Raw genomic sequence first — 22956 nt, 5'->3', positions numbered from 1 at the left:
TGCGGCACCAGCACGACTTCACCTGTTTCTTTGTCGCTTTGGAGTTTGCTATGTCCGACACACAAACATCGCCACCGCTCGTTGAAAAACACACTATCGGCTATATTCCACCGGAAGATCGCCACGGAAAAGTCAGGGATCTGTTTACGCTCTGGTTCGGCGGCAATATCGCGCCGCTGCCTATCGTGACCGGCGCCCTCGGTATCCAGCTATTTCATCTGAATCTGCTATGGGGCATCGTTGCTATCCTGGTCGGCCAGTTGATCGGCGGCGTACTGATGGCGCTCCATTCCGCACAGGGGCCCCAGATGGGGATCCCGCAGATGATTCAGAGCCGCGCCCAGTTCGGATCGCTGGGATCGCTACTGGTCGTGGTTATCGCCGGGATCATGTACATCGGCTTCTTCGCCTCCAACATCGTGCTGGCGGGCCAGTCGCTGCACGGGATCGCCGACAGCGTCCCCCTTCCGGTCGGCATTGTACTCGGCGCCGTAGGCTCTGGCGCGATCGGCATTATCGGTTACCGTTTTATCCACGTTCTCAACCGTATCGGCACCTGGGTGTTGGGGATTGGGATCCTTGTCGGCTTCGGCTATATCCTCACCCATATCCACACCGGGGACTTCCTGACCCGCGGCAGTTTTAACCTCTCCGGCTGGCTGGCGACGGTTTCACTGGCGGCACTGTGGCAAATTGCCTTCGCCCCTTATGTTTCCGACTACTCCCGCTATCTGCCGGAAAAGGTCTCGGTTTCCTCTACTTTTTGGGCTACCTGGCTGGGATCGACCCTGGGCTCCAGCCTGGCGTTTATTTTCGGCGCCATGGCGGTACTGGCGACGCCGCCGGGGCTGGAAACCATGGAAGCGGTGAAACTTGCCACCGGCGCGATTGGCCCGCTGATGCTGATCCTGTTCCTGCTGAGCGTTATCAGCCATAACGCCCTTAACCTGTATGGCGCGGTGCTCTCTATCATCACCCTGGTGCAGACCTTCGTCTGGCGCTGGATCCCCGGACACCGCAGTCGTACCTGGATCTCCATCATCGTGTTGCTCGGCTGCTGTATTGCCGCGATCGGCGCCTCCGCCGACTTTATCAGCCACTTTGTCGATCTGGTGCTGGCGCTGCTGGTAGTACTGGTTCCCTGGACCGCCATTAACCTGATCGACTTCTATGCTATCCACAAGGGCAACTACGATATTCAGTCGATCTTCCGGGTCGATGGCGGCATCTACGGTCGCTATAACCCTCAGGCGCTGCTGGCCTACGCCATTGGGATTCTGGTGCAGATCCCCTTTATGAATACGCCGCTCTACGTCGGCCCCATCTCGCGTTACATCAACGGCGCCGATCTTTCATGGCTGATTGGTCTGCTGGTGACCTCGCCGCTCTATTACTGGCTGGCCACCCGTGACACTGCGTATCGCCGCCGTCAGAGCGGCCTGCAACATCCCATAAGCTGAACAAACCCCGGCGCCTGAACGGGCGCCGCACAGGAAACAAGCACAGAGGAGTCAAACATGAGCTCACCTACCCATACCCGTATCCGCATGTTTAATACCAAAAGCACCTACCCCAACCAGACCCTGGACAACGATCTGTGTCAGGCGGTACGTGCCGGTAATACCGTCTACGTGCGCGGCCAGGTCGGCACCGATTTCGAAGGCAATCTGGTGGGGCTGGGCGACCCTCAGGCCCAGGCGGAGCAGGCGATGAAAAACGTGAAACAACTGCTGGAAGAGGCGGGCAGCGAGCTTTCACACATTGTGAAGACCACCACCTATATTACCGATCCGCGCTTTCGCGAGCCGGTCTACCGCGAAGTGGGCAAATGGCTGAAAGGGGTGTTCCCCATCTCCACAGGTCTGGTGGTCGCCGGTCTCGCTCAGCCCGAATGGCTGATGGAGATAGACGTTATCGCCGTGATCCCGGATAACCAGTAACAGGAGGCTCTATGACATTTTCGATTGCGGCACGCTGCCCGGAAACCGGGCAACTGGGCATCGCCGTCAGCTCATCCAGCATCGCCGTTGGCGCACGTTGCCCCTGGGCGCGGTCCGGCGTAGGAGCCGTTTCGAGCCAGAACATCACCCTGCCCCAACTCGGCCCGGACATTCTTGATGCTCTGGCTCAGGGAGCAACGCCCCAGCAGGCCCTGAAGCAGGCGCTGGCGGGGCGGGACTTCAGCGAATACCGGCAAATTACGGTTATCGACAGCCGCGGCGAAACGGCAGTCTTTAGCGGCGCCCGCTCGCTCGGCACCTGGCATGAAGCCCAGGGGCGCGGCTGCGTGGCGGCAGGGAATATGCTGGCCGATACGGCGGTGATCGATACCCTGGTAAGCGCCTTCGGGCAGAGTCGCGGCCCGCTTGCTGGCCGACTGGTGGCAGCGCTCCAGGCCGCACTGGACAAAGGCGGCGAGGCTGGCCCGGTACACTCTGCAGCCCTGAAGGTGGTGGGCGGCGGCTACGGCTGGCCCATCGTCGATCTGCGGGTAGACTGGGCCGACAGCGATCCTATCGGACAACTGGCCGGGCTATGGGACGCGTACGCCCCCCAGATGCAGGACTATATTACCCGCGCCATCGATCCCCGACAGGCCCCAGGCTACGGAGTGCCGGGCGATGAATGACAGGGTGCGGGAGATACTGGCGCGCCTGCTGAGTTTCGACACCACCAGCCGCGAATCGAACCTGGCGCTGATCCACGCTATCCGCGACTATCTGGCGGAGCACGGCGTGGACAGCGAACTGTTCCACAACGACGACGGCAGCAAGGCTAACCTGTACGCCACCCTGGGTCCGCCGGGCGGCGGTGGGGTGATCCTCTCCGGCCATACCGATGTGGTACCGGTGGATGGCCAGCAGTGGAGCCTTCCCCCCTTCGCCCTGACCCAGCGGGATGGTCGCTACTACGGCCGGGGCAGCGCCGATATGAAGGGTTTTCTTGCCTGCGTGCTGGCAGCAGTTCCGGATTTTGTCGCTCAACCGCTGCGCCTGCCGCTGCACCTGGCCTTTTCCTACGACGAAGAGGTGGGCTGCCTGGGGGTACGCAGCCTGGTGGCCCATATTCAGGCAAGCAGCAACAAACCCGCGCTGTGCATCATCGGCGAACCCACCCGAATGCAGCCAGTATTCGGCCATAAGGGCAAACTGGCGATGCGCTGCCAGGTACAGGGGCACCCCTGCCATTCGGCCTATACGCCCCAGGGAGTCAACGCTATCGCTTACGCCTCGAAGCTTATCGGTAAACTCCAGGATCTCGGCGACTGTCTCAGCCAGCATCGGGACTCGCGCTTCGATCCCCCGTACAGCACCCTGCAGGTGGGTACCATCAGCGGCGGCAGCGCCCTGAATATCGTGCCGGAGCACTGTAGCTTCGACCTCGAGATTCGCCATCTGCCGGATCACGCGCCGGAAACGACCATCGACGCGCTACGCCGCTATGCAGAAAGTGAACTGCTGCCTGCCATGCGCCGTATCGACAGCGCCTGCGATATTCGCTTTCAGCCGCTGAGTCGCTATCCGGGGCTGCTGACCGATCCACAATCGGAATTCGCCCGACTGCTGGCTGGCTGGTGCGGCAGCGACAGCTTTGACACAGTCGCTTTCGGGACCGAAGGCGGGTTGTTTGATGAAGCGGGCGTCGCCACCCTGGTCTGCGGGCCAGGCAGCATGGACCAGGGCCACAAAGCCGATGAGTTTGTCGAGATTGAACAACTCGATCGCTGTATGGCGATGCTGGCAAGCCTGAAAGGCTGGATGGCGGCTTAAACCGCCTCTGCCAGCTCCGCTTTGCAGAACTCCACGAACAGCTGCGCCGGTCGGGTTAACCGGCTGCGGCGCAGCCAGGCCGCCGCCAGGCCGGACCCTTCCACCTCATCCGCCAGCTCCACCGCCGCCAGCGCCTGACCGTCGTAGCTGCGTTCGCCGTGCGGGCGAGTCACCAGTACGGCAAACCCGAATCCCTGCCCTACCATGCCGCGCACCATCTCAATAGAAGGTGAGCTAAAAACAATGTTGGGAGCGATCCCGGCCCGGGTAAACAGGTTAACGAAGTAGTTACGGCTGGGCTGCACGTCCAACAGGATCATCGGCTCATCCGCCAGATCCGCCAGCGAGATACAGGGTTGACTGGCGAAACGATGACTGGCGGGCAGCAGGATGTAAGGGCGGCTCGGCGCCACCAGCGGATCAACGCTGATGCTGTCATCCAGATCGTGATTAAACAGCAGCGCCAGATCGAAACTGCCGGCGGTCAGCCCCTGCACCAGTTCGTGCTGCTCGCCGTCGCGGATCACGATCTCCACTCCCGGATAACGCGCCTTAAAGCCGCGCAGCAGCTTCGGCAGAATCAGCGGTGCAACGGTTTCAAAGCAGCCGATATCGATCTTGCCGGAGATCATATCGTTATCCGCCAGCGCATCCTGTTCGAATTCATGCGCCATTCTGAGTAGCCGCTGGGCCTTATGGTGGAAGCGCGCTCCGGAAGGCGTCAGGGAAACGCCCTGGGCGTGATGGCGAATGAACAGCTGCACGCCGAAGCTATCTTCCAGGTTTTTAATCGCCGTCGAGATCGAAGGCTGAGCGATATAGAGTTTTCGCGATGCTTCTGCCACGCTGCCGCTTTCCACGGTGGCGACAAAATATTTCAACTGGCGCAGGGTATAGTTCGCCATTGGGGCTCCTTAATGCAGGTGTTATGTGTCACCCGGTCCCTCAGGCGTGTTTTAAGATAGTGTAATCAGCGGCCGCGCCCGAACAAAGCGTTCGGGATCGCGAAATGGAGATTTTGCCACCGGCTTCCAGCATAAAGAAAAACCGGTCGTCGGGCTGCTGCTATCAGGTTCAGATAAGAAAAGGCTATGACCAAAAAGTAAGGAAGCCGCCCCACTGGGAGCGGCTACCGGGCTTACTTGCCTGAAGTGTTGATAATCACCGAAAGTGAGTTGTTAGAAATATTCCAACCCCCATTTCCGGATGACAGCAGCGCTCCAGATACAACGAGAACAATACAGAAGTACCGTTTCATTGTGCGGTCCTTGCACAAAACCGCTTCACGGCACGACCACCGGAGATATTACCGTGAATACAAGCACTGGGTTGTGCCTGCATTGACGGCCATTGGACATCCTTTTCTGAAATCCGGTGCCCGCTTGCTTAGGGCGGCGAAAAGGCCCGCCGACATTTTTATACAGCCTCTTGACTCATTCCATCTATTTGTACAAAATATGCGCACTGGGTTGTGCCTGCATTACGTTGGTTATCAACGCCCTGCTGGAAAGGCCGCTTACCTGACCGGCACAAAAAAACCGCCTTTAACTGGCGGTTTTTTTGTGCCGGTTTTTGCCGTCTATAGCCTGCCGTAAACCTGACGACCTCGATGGAAAGTGGCGGTGACCGGCGAGATACGCGCCACCGCTTCGGCGGAGCAACTGGCATCCACCAGCATAAAATCCGCATTCTGCTGAAGCACAGGCCACTGACGCTTACCGCCGTCACTGAGCGGCAGCGTATCGCCAGTCCCCAGCGCCAGCGCCCGGCTCAGGGAAAACTCATCCGGTCCGCCATAAATCTGGGCATAAAGGTTAGCCTTCTCCAGCATGCTGCCGGTGCCGTAAGGCTGCCAGTGATCGGTCACGCTGTCGGTACCGCTCATCACCCTCACCCCCGCCGCTTTAAGCTCCGGCAGCGGCATAATCAGACGGCCAATGGGCACGGTACTGGCGACGCTAAACCCCTGCGTCGCAAGCTCCGCCGCCATTTCATGAAGTTCTTCGCCCTGTAGTGTGCCCAGCGCAAAAGCATGACTCAGAGTCACCTTCCCCTTCAGAGCCGGATTCTCACGCACGGTGCGCAACATATAGCGAATAGCCGCCACGCCGGAGGGGGCTGTTTCATGCAAATGGATATCGACCCCGGCCTGATAGTCCAGAGCGATGGCAAACATGGTATCCAGCGACTTTTCCATGGCGCCGTCGACCACGGTCGGATCCAGTCCGCCCACATAATGTGCCCCCATCTGCATCGCTTCACGCATCAGTTTTTCAGAATGCGAATGCAACAGACCGTGCTGTGGAAAGGCCACAATCTCGCACTCAAAATCCGCCTGATGTTTCCGTAGCGCGGTCTGCAAATGCTCCAGACTCTTCAGGCCACTGACCGGATCGATATTACAGTGGCTACGGGCAAAAGTGCTGCCCTTCGACTGCAACAGCGCAATCAGCTTTTCCGCCCGCTCGACGGATCGCGGTAACAACTGCGGGATCAAACGCTGCTCGCGCTCGATCATCTCCAGCACGCTTTTACGCGGGCGCGGCGCCTGCCAGGGATCGCCATAAAAGGTTTTATCCAGATGAATATGCATATCCCGGGTGGCGGGCAACATCAGCGCACCGCGGGCATCCGGCCCTGTCGCTCCCGGGCTGGCGCCTGCGGGATGTAGCGCGACAATTTTACCGCCGTCGATATCAATGTCGTACAACCCGGTTTGGGTGGCCACGACAACCTCTCCCTCTTTATCAAACCCCTCTTCCAGCCGCACATTATGCAGGCGGTAACGGGCAGGTAATGGCGACTTCGCCGCTTCGCCTTGCTGCGGCTGGGCACCAGAGGCCGCACCGCTCATTCCTGCTGCCAGTAGCGTTCCCGCGGCCGTAAGCTTTGCCCCGGTACAAAGAAAGTCGCGGCGACTGCCGCAAATGGAAGAGGTCATCAGAGGTCTCCTGTCGGTGATTTTCCCTATCCTGGCCGACAAGAACTGGCCGCGCAGCGATATTTACCACTGCTGGCCAGTGGCAAACCGAATAGTGGTTTAGCTCAGGCCACAAAACGTGATTAACGCCCTGGCCAGCGCCTGCTGTAGCGGCGATGCCCCTTCCCGGCAGAACAGGGCCAGTTCAAAATTATCGATGGTCGGCAACCCTTCAGTGGCTCCCAGCATCCGGTGCTGTGCCTGACGACAAGTGGCGGGCAGCAAAGTGACGCCTAAACCCGCGGCACTGGCGGCAATCAGCGCCTGCAGGCTGGCGCTGCAGTAACTGATGCGCCAGCTCAGCCCCAGTTCATCCAGGGCCTGGCAGAGCTCTTCGCGATACAGCCCTTCCTGCGGAAAAACCACCAGCGGCACCGGCGTAAGCTCAAATGCCGGACGTTGCAGACTGTCGAGCCACAGCAGCGGTTCCGGACGCGCCGCCAGCGGCTTTTCCCCCCTGGGCTGCTTGATCAACATGATATCCAGCTCTTCGCGCTGCCAGGCACGGCGCAGTTCCACATTCATCCCACTGATAATATCGAGCCGCAAATGAGGATGCTGACGGCTGAACTCCGCCAGCAGCGGCGTAGTGGGCGCCGCATAATCCTCCGGCACGCCCAGGCGCACCACGCCATCGCGCCACTGTTCGCTCAGAATGTCATGGGCTTCGCCATTCAGAGCGATAATCCGCCGCGCGTAACCCAGCAGCTTTTCCCCTTCTTCCGTCAGCCGCACTTCATGGGAGGATCGCAACAGCAACGCCTTACCCAGAGAGGCTTCAAGCCGCCGCACCTGCTGGCTGACCGTTGACTGCGACAGACAGACCCGCTCGGCGGCGCGGGTAAAGCTGGCGGTTTCGCACACCGCCACAAAGCTCACCAGTTGTTGTGCGTTAAACATCGGGTAACGATTCATTTTTCCACTACCGGGGATGTTGAAATTGGGTTTTATGATAGTAACCGATGGGGGAAAGGGGCAATCTTTTCGGGTTTTGTCCTGAAAGGCTTATCTTACTGTTCGCACGGCAACTGCCTGCTGCGCAAACAACTAAACCTGGCTTAGGTTATTACATGTCGTTCACTCGCTACCTGTCTCCATTGCAGCATATTTACAAACCATCAGAACACGATTTTGCAACATACAGGATAAATTAAGTAACATAAGCGGTCTAATCTAAGGAAGTAAGGGCTGTCAGATGTATTCTCATAACAGGGATAAAGACCAATTCGAAGATAAGGCCAGAGAACTGGATAAGCTATCACAGGTACTTTCAGCAAAACATATCCTGTACGGCGCATCTGATCTCTATTTTGAAGCCCAGTGATTTATCGCACGAATAAAACGCGATATCGAATCGAACTGTCTGACTTACCATGGAGGGATTGAGCTCATCATCGAGCAGATAGACCATCTTCATGAACAAGATGTACTACTTACCTTCGAAAAAGCAAAAATTTACATCGTTGTTGAAAAAAAAGGCAATCAGCCGCTGACAGAACATCAACAACCACTATTGCCTTAAAACAAATTGGATTTGTTGCAGGCGGAGCCCAATCTTTTGCCGGAGCCAGACTGTGTGTTGGCTCTTTGGGCCTTGCATGTGCAGCCTATGGGGCTCCGATGATTTTGCACGGAACCAACAGCCTGTATGAAAATGGTTACTATCTGCTTTACCGCGAAGAGAAGACAGGAACAGTCAGAGAAGCTTACCACTATGCAGCAAAAAAACTGGGATATAATAATAATTCAGCAGACTTTGTATATGAGGTGTTGATATTTTGCTGTCTGGATATGGAGCGACGAGAAAAATACTCACACCAAGAGAAAAATCATGGAGTCTGTTTCAAAATATCAGAACCGACTACATCCGTGGTTGGCAGGAGGCATCTAAAACATCTCTGGCATTATATTTCACCAGTAGTAGTATGACCGGATGGCAAATGTACCAATTAGCAAAAAAGAATAAACTGTCTAAAGAGAACCAATTATGAAACAAGGCTTTGATGTTTTTCAGTGTCCTCCTCTCTGGCCCGCAGTGCTTTACTTCGCTATATCTATCGTGATTTTCATATTGCTATGCTTTGGAAAGGCCAGAGTAAACAAAGCCCACAAATATCCATTATTTATTTTTTACACTCTTTTCGTTATTGCCATAGCAGCAATTCAAATCAATATTTTTGCCAATGGATACGATTTTGTAAAAGGTTTTTTACATATAGACTTTGATCCATATCGATATGATTCAGTCTACTGGGGGTCATTATGTTTCTCACTGCTTTATTTATTTGCGATGCCCAAAAATAAATTTTAATACATATTTATTCAGCCGACTGACAAGCATGGATGCTTTCCTTCCCAAAAAACCTGTCTGTCTCCCAGCACACTCAGTACCGGTCACTATCCATTTTCCCACTACTCACCATGCTGAGATTTAATTTCCAGATAGCCAACGCCAGGCGCATAGTGGCACGCCTGTCGGAATACCTGAGTTTTGCGGAGTTTTAGTGAAGAGAGAATCCACGCTGTTAACGCTGCTGGCGCTGGTAACAGCGGGCCTGACCATGCGTCCGCTGCTTACCTCCGTCAGCACCCTGCTACCGCGTCTGCAGAGTTCTATGGGCGTTGGTAACGCCACGGCGTCGCTGCTGGCGGCGGCGCCAATGGTGATGATGGGCGCCATCGCCTGCCTTGCCGGAGGCCTGCTGCAACGCCACTCCACCCGCAGGATACTGATCGCCGGCCTGGCCCTGCTGCTGACAGGCACCGCGCTGCGTCAATGGGTGGGCTCCGGAACCACGCTGCTGCTCACCGCCGCGCTGGGTGGTCTTGGGATTGGGCTGGTCCAGATGGCGATGCCTGGCGCTATCCGCCAGCGCTTTCCTTCCCGCAGCGCCGCGGTGACCGGCCTGTGGTCTGGCGCGCTGATGGGCGGCGGCGGTCTGGGGGCGGCGCTAACCCCCTGGTTAGCGGAACGGTTAAATACCTCCCTCGCCCTTTCCGGCTGGAGCGCGCTGGTGCTACTGGCGCTGTTGCTGTGGCTGGCGGTACGGCTGATGGAGCCCGCTCGTACAGAATCACAGCAGCCCCGAATGCGTACCGCGCTACACCGTTTTCCTCGCGCCTGGTCGCTGGCGCTCAGTTTTGGGCTGGTTAATGGTACCTACGCTTCTCTGATTGCCTGGCTACCGGACAGCTTTATGCGTTATGGCTGGCCTGCCCAGGCCAGCGGCGCGCTACTGGCGCTGATGATTGGCGCTCAGGTCTGCGGCGCCCTTATTCTGCCGCTACTGGGCCGCGGTCAGGACAGACGCGGGCTGATTCTGATGTGCCTGGTGCTTCAGGGCGTGGGGCTGAGCGGTTTCCTGTTCCTGCCGCTGACCGCCCCCTGGCTGTGGGCGATCGCCGCCGGTGTAGGGCTGGGGGGCGCCTTTCCGCTGGCGCTGGTACTGGCGCTGGACCATCTGGCGCGTCCGGTTCACGCAGCACGTCTGGTAGCTTTCGTCCAGGGCGTAGGCTTCATTATCGCGGGTATTATGCCGTTTATTGCCGGTCAGTTGCGTGCCCTGACCGGATCCCTGCATAGCGCGTGGGCGCTACACCTGGCGATTATCTGCGGGCTGATGCTGCTTAACCTGCGCTTTCACCCCCGCAGCTATCACCGGGCATTCCCGGCCCTTGCCGATGATGCCGCGACTACGGATAATTCCTGCTCTGGCCAAACACAGGAGTCCTTATGCCAACAGAAAACGCGCTGATCGCCCACCGTAGCGTGGTGGAATTACATCAGTGGATCGAAGCGGTATTTCGCGGAGCCCCCGATAGCGTCGCCGTGCGGGAGCGGCTGATGGGCAGTTTTCACCGTGATTTCATTATGGTCACCACCGGTGGCCAGACCGTAGGGTTACCTGAGGTAGAAGCGCTGTTTCAGCGCCTGGCCGGAGCGCGCCCGGCGCTAAACATTGAAATTGACGCCTGCGAAACTCTGGCGCAGGAAAAGAGTCAGGTCGTCTGCCGCTACCGGGAAACCCACCATGATGGCGATAGCGTTCAGGCGCGCTGGTCGGTGGCGATGATTGAAGTGATTGACCAACAGCCGTACTGGCGCTTCCTGCAGGAAACGGCGATTCCGGCATAATTCAGACTCGGCCTGGTCAAAATGACTAACGCAGCGCTGGCACTCTGTCACTACCAGGCTAAAATAAGAAATCATGGTTTAAAACAGAGAGTTGTATCTATACAGGAGGTACTATGGGTTTCTGGAGAATTGTTTTTACCATCATCCTTCCGCCGCTGGGCGTACTGCTGGGCAAAGGTCTCGGCTGGGCTTTTCTGCTTAATATCGTCCTCACCCTGCTGGGCTATATTCCGGGCCTGATTCACGCCTTCTGGGTACAGACCCGCGACTGATTTTACTGCGCCAGCCCCGAAGGGCTGGATTTGAATTAAATGCCGGTACCCAGGGGTACCGGCGGCAGGGAATTAGTGCGGATACTCCAGGCGTTCCGGGTGACGGCGCAGAATAACCTTACCATTGCGTACGGAGATTCTGGCTTTCGCCTGACGGCGCAGCACTTCATAATCGTTTTCCGCATCCAGAATCACCAGATTAGCCGGGCGGCCGGGTTCAATGCCGTAGCGCTCCCCCAGGTTCATCGCCCTGGCGCTGTTGTCGGTCACGAAGTCCAGGCTGCGCTGAAGATCCTCATAGCCCATCATCTGACAGATGTGCATACCCGCGTCCAGCACCCGCAGGATGTTGCCATTGCCCAGCGGATACCAGGGATCCTTAATGGAATCCTGACCAAAGCAGACGTTCATTCCGGCTCTGTCCAGCTCCGCCACCCGGGTAACGCCGCGGCGTTTCGGCCAGGTATCGAAACGACCCTGTAAATGGATGCTTTCGGTCGGACAGGAGACAAAGCTAATCCCGGAGCGTTTCAGCAGGCGGAACAGTTTGGAGCAGTAGGCGTTATCATAAGACCCCATCGCGACGGTATGGCTGGCGGTCACTCGCGCCCCCATATCGCGTACCCGCGCCTCTTCGGCCAGCACTTCCAGAAAACGCGACTGCGGATCGTCAGTTTCGTCGCAGTGTACATCCACCAGGCAGCCGGTCCGTTCGGCCAGATCCATCAGGAACTTCACGGAGCTGACGCCCTGATCGCGGGTATTCTCAAAATGCGGGATCCCGCCAACTACGTCGGCCCCCATCTCTACCGCCTGCTCCATCAGCGCCCGGCCATTGGGGAAGGATTCGATCCCTTCCTGAGGAAAAGCGACGATCTGCAGATCGATAAGATCCCGCGCCTCTTCTTTGACTTCCAGCATCGCTTTCAACGCGGCAAGGCTCGGGTCGGTGACATCCACATGGGTGCGCACGTGCTGAATGCCGTGATCGCGCAGCCAGCCGATAGTGGAATGGGCCCGGCTTTTGGTGTCGTCATGGGTAATGGTCGCCTTGCGCTGGCCCCAGCGCTCGATGCCTTCAAACAGGGTGCCGCTCATATTCCATTCCGGCTCCCCGGCGGTCAGGGTGGCGTCCAGATGGATATGGGGCTCCACCAGCGGCGGGATCACCAGCCCGCCTTCGGCATCCAGTTCCCCATTCTGCGGTGCGCACGGTTCAGACTGTGGGGTAACGCTGGCGATGAGATCGCCATCCAGAACGATGCTGTACCAGCCTTCACGACGGCGTAAGCGGGCGTTGATAATCTTCATCAGGACTCCTGTAGATTGGTCTGGGACATACGCCAGATCAGCAGCGCCACGGCGGCATCCAGCCGAAACTGCGGATCGTCCAGCGTATGGCCGGATTGTTGTTCAATACGCTGCAAGCGCTGGTGCAGCGTGTTGCGGTGGATGGAAAGTCGTTCAGCGGCGCGCAGCGCGTTGCCGTTTTCCTGAATCAGCGCCTCCAGAGTTTCCACCAGAAGGTAAGGGGAACGGCGTGCGGGTTCGATGAGCCGCCCCAGTGTATCGCGGGCAAAATCAGCCAGCAAAGCGCGATCGCCCACGGCGCTGAGCAGTTTGATCACCCCCAACTGATCGTAATCGCACAGGCGCTGACGCGGTGCCAGACCGGCCGCCACATCCAGCGCCCTTCGGGCTTCCGCCAGCGCATTCGACCAGTGGCTCAGGTCAGAGACTGCAGACGACGCGCCGCACAACAGCGCCAGCGGCTCGCGCGAGTCTTCCGCGCCTTCCTGCAACCATTGCTGTAGCCGCTGCTTATGGCGCGACAGCCCCGGCTCCGGGAGCAGCATAATAAACATCTGTCCGGTAACCAGCAGCGGAAAAGGGTTGTCCAGTTGGCCCAACAGCACCTGTAACCGCTGGCTGGCGAGCTGACGCGCCTGTTGCAGATGCGCCTCTGCCGCTTCGCCGGGCAGATCGCGAAACAGCGCGACGGCGCCGGTCAGCCGGAAAGCCACCACCCGCAACGGCAGCGACAGGTCAAGATTCTGGCTGCGAGCGCGCTGGCGAATAATCTCCACGTCCGGATAGTCCCCGGTCAGCAGCTGCAACAGCATATCGCGGCGCGAACGTTCCAGCTGATCGCGCCGTACCAGGGCGGTGGCGATAAGCTCAGTGACAATCACCATTTTTAGCTGATAGGGCTGCTCGATCAGCGCAATATTCAGGGTATTCGCCAGCGCAATGGCCGCCGGAGGAATCGCACGAATAAAATCCGGCCCGGTCAGCACCACCATACCGGCAATGCCACGCTCTCGCCCTTCGCGTAGCAGCTGCAGCAGATTGGTCTCATCCCGCGGATGGTTAATGCCGGTGACAAAGACCAGTTCGCCCCCCATCACCCAATCGGCAATGCCTTCGTTTTCCGCCACGTAGTACCAGCGTACCGGCGCATGCAGCGAGTGCTCCCCTGCCCTGGGACGCATCGCCCCCAGCCCTTCCAGCGCCAGGATATCGCCAATCGTCATGCTCATCTTACTGCCTCTGGGTCGCGGCAACCGAACGGCGCGCCAGCCCGGTCAACAGGATATAGCTCAGCGCCGCCACGCCAATGCCCACCAGTGGAGCAACCCAGGGCGAAAAGCAGGCGCACAGCGCCCCCAGACCGTAGGCGGTCAGCCCGGCCCAGTTGTAACGCGGCAGCTGTGCACTCTGCACAGATGGATAACGACCACGACGATGGAACCAGTAGTCAGCGATAATCACGCCGCCCACCGGAGGAATAATACTGCCGAGTAGTACCAGGAAAGGAATCAGCATCTCATACATGCCGCCGATGGCCAGAATAATACCGATACCGGCACTGAGCAGCGTCAGGGTACGACGACGCTCGCTGCGCAACAGATGGCAGGCGGCGGCAGAGACGTTATAAATCGTCGGCCCCTGGATGGTCCACAGGTTCAGGCACAGCATAATCACGGCGGCAACGGAGAGCCCCTGTAGCATCATCACGGCAACGATATCCGACTGCTGATACACCACGGCGCACCAGGCGCCCGCCACCACCATCAGACCATTGCCGATCAAGAAACTGATCAGACTGGCGCCAATGGCCGGGCCGCTGCCGCGCGCCATGCGGGTCCAGTTGGTAGCCTGGGTGGCTCCGCTGGCAAAAGTGCCAAACACCATGGTGATGGCCGCAGACCAGCCCATGCTCTGGCTCGGTGCAATGGTGGTCATCCCCTGCCAGCCGCCGGCGTGACGGGTGGCGATCCACATCGACACCACCAGCAGCACAAACATCAGGGGAACCGACACCCGGGACAGCATATCCAGGCCTTTAAAGCCCACCAGTGCCGTGATGCAGAAGCCCAGACCAAACAGCACCATCAACGGAATCGTCAACCATTCCGGCAGCGCCAGCAGGCGAACCAGCGAAATCGCTACCGTGGCGGTACCCCACGCATACCAGCCCAGCTCTGCAAACCCGAGCAGAAAATCAGAAAGTCGACTGCCTGCCTCGCCAAAGCAAAAACGCCCCATCAGCACCGTATTCAGGCCGCTGCGTGCGGCAATCCAGCCCAGCGCCGCCGCATAGATCGCCAGCAGCGAATTGCCGATCGTCGCAATCCACAGCATCTCGACGATGGGGAATGCCACTCCCAACTTGCCGCCAGCAAACATCGTGCCGGTGAAAAAGGTAAAGCTGAACAGCACCATTGAGATGGAAAACAGCCCTCGACGCCCACTGTCCGGCGCCTCGCTCAGGGGAAATTCGTTACTGGCTGACATAAGGCGATTCCTCTGCAATTAACCCATAATAAACGGACTGTTATTAGCAAGAAATGTGCCAGTGAAAACAGGGCGCAGAGGATAGCTATAAGTGTGCAGATTGCACATTTATAGCCTGTAAACAAAGCAATAAGCACCAGAATGGTGCGCGCAAATCTTTTTTTGCACCATTAAGGTGCAAAGCGGCGATTCTGGTTTAGCTCATCTTCTGAGATACCGGTAATTTTCATGACGGTCACGTCATCCATATTATTCTGTAGCATGGTGTGAGCGATTTCCCTGTCGCTTCCTGTTCCTCCCGACAGACGGCCCTGTTTACCGCCCTATTTGCTCCAACTTCTGTGCAATTGTCATAAATTCCTCCTTGTATTGTGGTAACCGATGCGCCAGTTCCTGGCCCTCTTCGATAAAGGATCCCGACGTCAGCTGCAAGGTACCCAGATCGTAAATTTGCAATAACGTTACGCAAAAAGGCCGGAGCAGATGCTCCGGCCTTTTCATTACTGCATCAACCGGGCCCACCATAGCCGCAGTTGAATGCCCGGGCCGCTGGTCCAGCCGGTGGTGCTGGATACCACCTTCCCTTTGGAGACAACCAGCAGAGTGGGCGTCACCCCCACCTGCCAGGCGGCGGCCAGCCGTCCGGCGCTGTCGTTAACCACCGGCATGGACAGACGGCGGCGCGCCAGCCAACGTTCCAGGCTGGCATCATCGCCGGAGCGCAGTGCGATGGTGAGCACGTTATCCCCGTCCTTAACCCGCTGTTCGATGCCCGGCGTAGTATGACGACAGATACTGCACCAGGTGGCCCAGATATAGACCAGCAGCGGTTTGTCCTGACTAAGCGCCGCCAGATCCACCCCCTTTCCATCCAGGGTATGCAACGGCTGGCTCAACTGCTGGCCGGAAACCGTCGGTGAACGCAGGGTATCCACTACCAGCACTACCGCAACCGTTAACGCCAGCATCACCAGCAGTTCCCGCAGGCGGCGGCGCCATTTAGCCGCCACGAGCTTTCGCCAGTTGCTCCTTCACCAGCGCCTCCAGATCTTCCCGGGGAACGGCCCCGGAAAGCATGGTATCCCCGACCAGGGTTGCCGGCGTACCCTGTACCCCCAGCGCTTCGGCCAGTTTCAGGTTAGTGCGCAGCGTATCTTCACTCTGCTTATCCGGTTCAACCGCCATGGCGCCGGACTTCTGGAAAGCGGTACGAATACTGGCATCATCATGGTAGCCCTTTTTCGCCATCAGCTTCTGATGCAGCGCCCAGAAGTGCTGAGGATCCTTACGCCATACCGTCAGCGCTTCCCGGGCCGAGGTGATTGAGCTTTCCCCCCGGAACGGAATCAGCTTAATAATCAGCCGGACTTGCGGATTATTTTTCACAATGCGATCCAGTTCCGGATCGAAGCGTTTGCAATACGGGCAGTTATAGTCGGTAAAGGTTACCAGGGTCAGCAGCGGCTTTTCTGCTCCCATCGATGGGCTGGCGTCATCGTGGTAGAGCGCCTCCTTTTGGGATGAGAGCACTGACTGAATGCGATCCTGGCTGCCTTTCTGCTGCCAGGCATCCAGCGACTGGCCCAGAATATCCGGCTCGGACACCATGGTTTCACGCACCAGCGCTTTAATGCGCGCTTCCTGCTCGGGCGTAAACGGGGCGGCCACACTCAGCGGCGCCAGACAAAAAAGCAGAATAAAGCTAAGCACTCTCATGGTTGTTTTCCTTTGGATTCAGACAGGGCATTGAGAACATCTTCACGGCTCAGCAATGCAGGCAGGATTTTTCCCTGCGGCAGGCCCGGGCCGTAAACCTGGTTAAAGGGAACCGCAACGCTGCCGCGGCGGTTAAGGAAGGCGGTAATCTCGGCGGACGGACGACTCCAGTCGCCGCGCAGAGCCACGACATCCGGCGCCTTCAGAGCTTTCTGGGTCTCGTCGCGCAGCAGCACATTGTATTTATTGGCTTTACAGGTCACGCACCAGTCGGCGGTGACATCCACAAACACCCGCTTATTGTCGGCCAGCGCCTGACGGATGGCCTGTTCGCTAAGCGGCTGCCAGTTCACTTCATCGCGCAGCGGACGCTTTTCGCTGGTCAGGGAAGCACCGAACAGCACGCCCCCCACCAGAAGTACCGCTATGCTGGCGCTGATACCGGCAGTACGCCAGCCGTAACGCCGGGCTATCGCCGCCAGCAGAAGCACCAACAGGGTAATACCCAGGCCAAACGCGGCACCTCGCCCAATGTGCAGAGCCAGCAAGCTCAGCAACCACAGGGCCGAGCCCAGCATCATCAGCCCCAGCACGGTACGCAGCACGTTCATCCAGCGTCCGGGACGCGGCAGCCGCAGCGCCAGCGTTGGCCAGACGGCAATCAACAGCCACGGCAGGCTCATACCTATGCCCAGCGCCAGGAAGATGCCCCACAGCACCGGCAGCGGCGCCGCCAGCGCCAGGGCCAGCGCAGTTCCCAGAAACGGCGCGGTACAGGGGGTGGCCAACAGCGTGGCGAAGACCCCCTGCCAGAAGTGACCCGCCGTGCCGTTTCCGCCCCAGGTGGCAAGCCGGGTGGTGGCTCCCGAAGAGAGACGTAGCTCAAACAACCCAAACAGACTGGCGCTGAACAGCGCCATCACCAGCGCCATGCCGCCAATAAACCACGGGTTCTGGAACTGGACGCCCCAGCCCAGCGCCTGATTGCCCAGCCGCAGCAGCGTCATCATCAGGGCCAGCGCCAAGAAAGAGACCACGATCCCGGCGGCAGAAGCGATAAACTGACACCGCACCTGGCGTTGGCTCTGACCCTGGACCTGCAGTACGCTACCAAGCTTCATCCCCAGCACCGGTAGCACGCAGGGCATCAGATTGAGAATAAAGCCCCCCACCAGCGCCGCCAGAATCCCCTGCCATAGTCCAACGCCCGAACCAGACGCCGTCTGACCTGCTTCGCCCACCGTTAACTGGCTCTGCTGAGCCATATCACCATCGGCCAGCACCAGCGAAAGATGCTGACCCCGCAGATCCGGCGCCTCATCACCCCAGCTATCGCTGACCGGCACCGTCGCCGTTAACCGTGAGCCCTCGACCCGATAATCCGGCTCGCCAAATGAGGCATCGTCCGGGTTATCAAGAAACAGTTCGGGCTGATGCCAGCCGCCGTCGCGGGTTGCCGTTACCACCAGTTCTCCCGAACGATATCCGGCGCTCAGGGTCCGGGTCAGTCCCTGATCCGGCGGAACCTGCCCCAGCGCCCGGGCATAGTCATGGGCAAACTGCGGCCCGGTCGGGCTGGCGAGATCCAACTGGAACGGGTAGTCGGTAAGAATGCAGACATTGCTACAGGTAGAGAGCGTCAGTACGCCGGAAAGCCTGCCCGGCAGGCGGCCCTGTAGTTCGATGGGAAGCGTGACGTCGCCTTTATACCCCTGGGTGGTAATACCGGCCACATCAAAACGATGCGGCGTCGGCCACTGCCAGCGCGCGTTAATACCGTCGCTGTTCCAGCGGATCGAGGGCGCTACCCCCCCTTCCCCTGGCGATCGCCAGTAGGTTTTCCAGCCCTTCTCCAGCTTGATATCAAGCAGCAGATTGACACGATTTTCCCCCTGCGGGGCCCCGGTGCGTAGTCGTACGCTGGCATGTTGGTTGTCCGGCGCGCGCAGCCAACCGCTGTCCGCCGCCCAGCTTGCAGGCAGCCACAGCCATAACAGGCAGAGCAGCGCTCGCCTGAATAAAACAGACATAGATTTTCTCCGTAACTAAGTCATTAACCTGAAAAAAAGGACAGGCGCTGACTCATTCACGGAATACGCATAATCGCAGATGGACCCTGAGGGAAGGAGGGGAAGCCGCAGGCGGCGGTGCAAGGCGTAAACGCCGTAACGGGCGCGGCGCCAGCAGAACCAGTAGCAAAGCCAGCGCCAGTACCACGCCGTCAAACAGTACCGGCGGCGCCGCCAGCAGGGATTTCGCGCTAAGTTCGCAGGGGGAGACCGGCGCTTCATCGGACGGGTTAGCGTCACCGGCATAGGTGACGGCCGCAGGCTGTGCGATCAGCGCCAGCGCATGCAGGCCCGCCACGCGCTGCGCGATGCATACCAGCATCACGACGCATGCCAGACCCAGAAACCAGCCAGCCATTCGCTGCCGTTTGACCATGACACCCCCAGTTATTAATGAGGCTTATCTTAGCCAGACGGGGCTATTTCGCAATGGTTGTGCTGTAAAGAATTGTTGGAAAGGAAACGACGACCACTGTGGCCGCCGTAACTGCGGTAATCAACACTCTCCTTTTTCGGTTTCCTCTTTTTCATGCTCATGGCAGCGACAACCGCCCTTACCGCCACCCGGTCCGCAGATATCCACCAGCTTATCCAGCACGCCTGCCAGGGTATTCACTGCCTTGATAATTTCTCCGGCGTGATCGCAGATATCGCTGCCGGAATCTATCCCTTCCAGCTTATCCGCTTCTTTCTGCTTATCGGCGATGCTCTGCTCCTGCGGCACCCGGCTGGCACAGATGGTCTGCTTCAGCACCTGGGTAAAGTCCGCCACGCCGCGGGTGTAGATATAGTCTTCTCCACCGGTACGCAGCGCCAGGCGCCGGTACTCCTTAATCATCGCTTCTTCATCAGCCGGAGTGGGATAGGGATCGCTGGCATAGGGCGTTCCCAGATAGGTATGTACCTTCACTTTGTTCTGCACTGCGGTGGCAATAGCGCTGGTACAGGCCTGGATGCGCTCAGGATTCAGCACCATGTCGCCCCCTTCCATACTCTCGTCGCCCAGCACAAACAGGTTACGTTCGGCTCCCGGGCGCCAGTCGTAGTAGCGACTGACGTCCTCTACCGCACGAGCCACGTCTTCCTGGGCGCCGGCACGATCGACCGTATCCCGGACTCTCCCCTTCAGAGCGCCGCCATCCACGCCGATACCGGTCAGATACTGGCGCACCGTCTCATTAAAATCGCTATTGTCAAAGGTGCCCTCAATACCGAGGAATTTCACTCGCAGGTCGGAAGGGCACGCGCTTTTAGCCTCTTCCACGGCAGCATTCAGCGCCTGGCTTAATGCTTCGGCTTCATCCGACATCGACAGGCTGGTATCGATCACTATCACTAAATCAACGGGCTGGGTCGCGGTACTGGATGTGCTCATCGTTGTGGTTTCTCCATGCAGGAATATCAGAACAGGACGCTCAAAAAAATATAAATATTATTAATAAAAAACATAGACAGAACGCACGATGGCAGGCAAGAAAAAAATCGCCACAGTCGTCACAAAAAGGAGTAAACATCGTTCTGGGAAAATAACCACTTCATTAATGTTATTTAATTTAATAAATCATAAACCAACATAAAGAAATTCCTAATCAAAATCACAAAAACCATCCAATAACAATAAGATACAAAATAAATACAATATTCATAATGACAATAAAACACCGAACACCCGGAGATAATCTATGCTTCTTGCAGTCCTGCATCATTATTACTTACACGCCGCTATCACTTTTTTTTCTTATAAAAATGGTATTAACATTAACCTTTGTAATTATGGGTGATAATTTTAAAGGACTCAACAAAAGCACCAAAAGATAAACGTTCATGAACATTAAAATACTCAACGTCCCCGGCGGTTCTCACTCTTTTTCACAACCGCCAATGGTGATATTAAGGAGGCATAAATGACAGCATCCCCCGTCTGGTCCGGCGATATCGCAGCCAAAAATCCCGCAGGCAGCAGCACGGGCATTATCCTGAAGAAGGGAGAACCCGTCACCATCACCGCCAGCGGCTGGATTAAGCGCGGCAAAGAAGCTCACACGCTGGCAGGCCCGCAAGGTGTGGCGGGGAAAAACGACGATAAGGTCGCGCTTAGAGGCAAGATTGGCGATGTTATCTTCGATGTGGGTAACGGTATCGTCAATTTTCCGGCCCCTGCTGAAGGCGAACTGATCCTTTTTGTTCAGGATGGCGCCAAATTTTATGGTGATAACAGCGGCAGTTTTCAGGCCCAGGTTTATCCGGGCTGCCAGGAAAGCAGCGAACAGCCCGCCGACGAGCAAAATTCACAACAGAACCCGCCGCCGCTGGCCGGGGATCTGATTCATGGCGAGGAGGACATCTGTGCCCGGGCGCCGGAAATCATCAACACGGTCAATATGCTGGCCAACACCTTAAAGAAGCTGCTGGAAAACTGTGGCCCCGTCCATACCGGCTGTCAGTGCCAGGAATCCCGGCCCGCTCCGCCCCCAGAACCAAAACCTGAGCCAAAGCCTGAACCAAAGCCTGAGTCAAAACCTGAACCAAAACCTGAGTCAAAGCCTGAGCCAAAACCGCCCAAATATACCGAGGCCGACGAACTGTTCGCCATCGCCATTGATGGCGGCGCCAATGACGGCGCGGATATCTTTAGTCACGATCCCCAGACGGGCGAAGTGATTAAAAAGGTGGTGGATAATAACCGCAACGTGGGCCAGAGCAACGCCCTGACCACCGACGGCTGGTCCTACTACTTCTGGTCTAATCAGCGTCAGGCGTATCGGGAAAAGGACGGCAAGCGCGAACAGATTAAAGGGCTTTCCGGCAGAAAGATCGACGGTATGGCGTTCCGTAAAGACAACACCGGCTTTATGTTTACAGACTCAGAAAATAAGGTTTTCTATTACCAGCACGATCCCAATTCCACCGCCACCATGAAACGCAGCGACAGCAACAGCCTGCGAGTCAGCCCGGCGCCGGGCGAAACGGTGGTGCCGTTTGGGAAAACTAACGATAAGCTGGTGACGGATATCGCCTTTGATGCCCAAAACCGCGCTTACCTGATTGGTTTCCAGGGCAATTTGTGGGTGATTGACGATACCTCCTCCACCGCTGGCTGGCAGTCCCGCTTTCTGTTCCGTTTTGAACAAATTGCCAGCGGCCACGAAATGCAGTTTACCGGCATGACGTTCGACTCCCAGGGATATGTTTACCTGTGCGGGCGCCTGGTGAAGGGGCGCAGCTCACGGCGTTTCATCGCCAAAGGGCGCCTGGAGGATAAAGGCAAGCTGACGATGCTTTATGAAGGTGGTGCAGGCGGCTACGCCAATATCACCACCCGGGCTTTCCCGGATATTCCGGCAAGCGCTATTCAATAACCTGCAGGGCAGGGCTTTAAGCCCTGCCCCTCATGCTCAATCAGTTAAGAATACAGCGGATTTGCTGATGGAAAGCCGGGCCACGCATCACATTTAACTTATTCATGGCATTGCTTTTATAGAAGTAGACCTGTCTGACATTACAGCCCAATAGTCGGGCGATCTGTTTGGTTTTCAGGTTCCAGGCATAGCCCCGCAGCACGCTGGCTTCTTCGCTGGTCAGGCAGGCGTTTTTCCCGGCATCAACGGAGATATTCAGATGATAATTGGTGCCCGCACTGGAGATTCTGCTGGTAATGATACGCCACAGTACTTCCAGATCTCCCAGAGAAATGCTCTTATTAAACATCCCATCCACGCTGGACACCTTCAGAAATCCAACCGAGGACGAATAAATATAAACCCGAGCCCGATGGTAGCGTTTTTTAATCGCCTGAATATCCTGCTCCACATTGACCATAAAGTTACGGGTGTTAAGCGGATCATAAATAACCGCATCGTAATCAATGCCACTGCAACATAAGTCCTCGATATCCATAAATCCGTGGAAGCGAATATTCATAGACTCCACTGGATCTCTTCGGACCAGTTGCTCAAGGCCGATCAGTGTAAATTCACAAGCATCGACAACGGCAATATTAATTTCCTTTTTGGTTCCCATGACAAACCTCCTTATATCGACCATCCTGCATCATGCAGATAGAGATGGGTAATATGCTGCCCGAGTATGGACAGTTTTCCTTGCCGCTAAATAGTAACCTCTACCACTCCTGTCGAAGGAGTTAGCTTTCCCAAATTTAGGAATTTCCAATGAGATAAACTCCTAACAAAAGATAGACTCCTGGCACTTGCAAGTA

At 57.3% G+C, this 22956-nt stretch carries 21 protein-coding genes and 1 pseudogene; 10 read left to right on the top strand and 12 right to left on the bottom strand.

The genetic code is table 11. The features are described from left to right. The first annotated feature begins 50 nt into the window (after nt 1-50). From FEM41_RS08850 to argE, 4 genes are read left to right on the top strand one after another with little or no spacing between them, the layout of a single operon-like run. Nucleotides 51-1460: a purine-cytosine permease family protein gene (locus FEM41_RS08850; RefSeq protein WP_138095630.1), complete on the top strand. Its 1410-nt coding sequence runs from the start codon at nt 51-53 to the stop codon at nt 1458-1460. Nucleotides 1461-1517: 57 nt separating this feature from the next. Next, on the top strand, nt 1518-1940 hold the full coding sequence (locus tag FEM41_RS08845; protein ID WP_138095629.1) for a RidA family protein: 423 nt from the start codon (nt 1518-1520) through the stop codon (nt 1938-1940). A gap of 11 nt (nt 1941-1951) precedes the next feature. Continuing rightward, a complete protein-coding gene (locus FEM41_RS08840; RefSeq protein ID WP_138095628.1) occupies nt 1952-2629 on the top strand; it encodes a DUF1028 domain-containing protein in 678 nt (225 codons plus the stop codon). Beyond that, nucleotides 2622-3770 carry an acetylornithine deacetylase gene (argE, locus tag FEM41_RS08835; RefSeq protein ID WP_138095627.1) on the top strand — a complete coding sequence of 383 codons (1149 nt, stop codon included), beginning with the start codon at nt 2622-2624 and terminating at the stop codon, nt 3768-3770. The genes FEM41_RS08840 and argE overlap by 8 nt, the downstream gene beginning before the upstream one ends. Here argE and FEM41_RS08830 read toward each other — a convergent pair. The 3 genes from FEM41_RS08830 to FEM41_RS08820 all read right to left on the bottom strand — a co-directional run bounded on the left by FEM41_RS08830 (nt 3767) and on the right by FEM41_RS08820 (nt 7665). Continuing rightward, nucleotides 3767-4675, bottom strand: a complete 909-nt coding sequence (locus tag FEM41_RS08830) for a LysR substrate-binding domain-containing protein (RefSeq protein WP_138095626.1) — start codon at nt 4673-4675, stop codon at nt 3767-3769. The genes argE and FEM41_RS08830 overlap by 4 nt on opposite strands. A gap of 674 nt (nt 4676-5349) precedes the next feature. Beyond that, nucleotides 5350-6711, bottom strand: coding sequence for an amidohydrolase family protein (locus FEM41_RS08825; RefSeq protein ID WP_138095625.1), 1362 nt, complete (start codon nt 6709-6711; stop codon nt 5350-5352). Nucleotides 6712-6810: 99 nt separating this feature from the next. Continuing rightward, nucleotides 6811-7665 carry a LysR substrate-binding domain-containing protein gene (locus FEM41_RS08820; protein WP_138095624.1) on the bottom strand — a complete coding sequence of 285 codons (855 nt, stop codon included), beginning with the start codon at nt 7663-7665 and terminating at the stop codon, nt 6811-6813. A gap of 597 nt (nt 7666-8262) precedes the next feature. Between FEM41_RS08820 and FEM41_RS24840 the strand changes: the two are divergent. From FEM41_RS24840 to FEM41_RS08795, 5 genes and pseudogenes are all read left to right on the top strand, one after another. Beyond that, a pseudogene (locus FEM41_RS24840) lies at nt 8263-8741 on the top strand (DUF4225 domain-containing protein). Next, the gene (locus tag FEM41_RS08810) at nt 8738-9061 is read left to right on the top strand and encodes a hypothetical protein (protein WP_138095623.1); all 324 of its coding nucleotides are present in this window, start codon (nt 8738-8740) and stop codon (nt 9059-9061) included. The pseudogene FEM41_RS24840 and the gene FEM41_RS08810 overlap by 4 nt, the downstream one beginning before the upstream one ends. 193 nt (nt 9062-9254) lie before the next feature. Then, nucleotides 9255-10505, top strand: coding sequence for a cyanate transporter (locus tag FEM41_RS08805; protein WP_138095622.1), 1251 nt, complete (start codon nt 9255-9257; stop codon nt 10503-10505). Continuing rightward, a complete protein-coding gene (locus FEM41_RS08800) occupies nt 10484-10885 on the top strand; it encodes a hypothetical protein (RefSeq protein WP_138095621.1) in 402 nt (133 codons plus the stop codon). Before FEM41_RS08805 ends, FEM41_RS08800 begins: the two co-directional genes overlap by 22 nt. Before the next feature lie 113 nt (nt 10886-10998). Next, on the top strand, nt 10999-11157 hold the full coding sequence (locus FEM41_RS08795; protein WP_138095620.1) for a YqaE/Pmp3 family membrane protein: 159 nt from the start codon (nt 10999-11001) through the stop codon (nt 11155-11157). Nucleotides 11158-11229: 72 nt separating this feature from the next. Here the strand turns inward: FEM41_RS08795 and codA are convergent, their stop codons facing one another. The 8 genes from codA to FEM41_RS08755 all read right to left on the bottom strand — a co-directional run bounded on the left by codA (nt 11230) and on the right by FEM41_RS08755 (nt 20115). After that, entirely contained in the window at nt 11230-12468 is a 1239-nt protein-coding gene (gene codA, locus FEM41_RS08790) for a cytosine deaminase (protein ID WP_138095619.1), read from the bottom strand. Beyond that, nucleotides 12468-13697 (bottom strand): PucR family transcriptional regulator, encoded by a 1230-nt coding sequence (locus FEM41_RS08785; RefSeq protein WP_138095618.1) that lies wholly within the window; start codon nt 13695-13697, stop codon nt 12468-12470. The genes codA and FEM41_RS08785 overlap by 1 nt, the downstream gene beginning before the upstream one ends. Nucleotide 13698: 1 nt before the next feature. Then, the gene (gene codB / locus FEM41_RS08780; protein ID WP_138095617.1) at nt 13699-14955 is read right to left on the bottom strand and encodes a cytosine permease; all 1257 of its coding nucleotides are present in this window, start codon (nt 14953-14955) and stop codon (nt 13699-13701) included. A 500-nt stretch (nt 14956-15455) separates the two neighbouring features. Continuing rightward, on the bottom strand, nt 15456-15965 hold the full coding sequence (locus FEM41_RS08775; RefSeq protein ID WP_241666584.1) for a redoxin domain-containing protein: 510 nt from the start codon (nt 15963-15965) through the stop codon (nt 15456-15458). Beyond that, a complete protein-coding gene (locus tag FEM41_RS08770) occupies nt 15955-16671 on the bottom strand; it encodes a DsbA family protein (protein WP_138095616.1) in 717 nt (238 codons plus the stop codon). The genes FEM41_RS08775 and FEM41_RS08770 overlap by 11 nt, the downstream gene beginning before the upstream one ends. After that, nucleotides 16668-18701 carry a protein-disulfide reductase DsbD family protein gene (locus FEM41_RS08765; protein WP_138095615.1) on the bottom strand — a complete coding sequence of 678 codons (2034 nt, stop codon included), beginning with the start codon at nt 18699-18701 and terminating at the stop codon, nt 16668-16670. The genes FEM41_RS08770 and FEM41_RS08765 overlap by 4 nt, the downstream gene beginning before the upstream one ends. A 52-nt stretch (nt 18702-18753) precedes the next feature. Beyond that, nucleotides 18754-19116, bottom strand: a complete 363-nt coding sequence (locus FEM41_RS08760) for a copper resistance protein (protein WP_138095614.1) — start codon at nt 19114-19116, stop codon at nt 18754-18756. A 120-nt stretch (nt 19117-19236) separates the two neighbouring features. Further along, on the bottom strand, nt 19237-20115 hold the full coding sequence (locus FEM41_RS08755; protein WP_138095613.1) for a vWA domain-containing protein: 879 nt from the start codon (nt 20113-20115) through the stop codon (nt 19237-19239). Between the two features lie 529 nt (nt 20116-20644). Between FEM41_RS08755 and FEM41_RS08750 the strand changes: the two genes are divergently transcribed. After that, nucleotides 20645-22099: a LecA/PA-IL family lectin gene (locus FEM41_RS08750; RefSeq protein WP_138095612.1), complete on the top strand. Its 1455-nt coding sequence runs from the start codon at nt 20645-20647 to the stop codon at nt 22097-22099. Nucleotides 22100-22139: 40 nt separating this feature from the next. Here the strand turns inward: FEM41_RS08750 and FEM41_RS08745 are convergent, their stop codons facing one another. Further along, nucleotides 22140-22760, bottom strand: a complete 621-nt coding sequence (locus FEM41_RS08745) for a LuxR C-terminal-related transcriptional regulator (protein ID WP_138095611.1) — start codon at nt 22758-22760, stop codon at nt 22140-22142. Nucleotides 22761-22956 lie beyond the last annotated feature (196 nt).

The organism is Jejubacter calystegiae, assembly GCF_005671395.1.
Lineage (GTDB): Bacteria > Pseudomonadota > Gammaproteobacteria > Enterobacterales > Enterobacteriaceae > Jejubacter > Jejubacter calystegiae.
The sequence above is the reverse complement of the archived record's forward strand: the minus strand, read 5'-3'. Positions and strand labels throughout refer to the sequence as shown.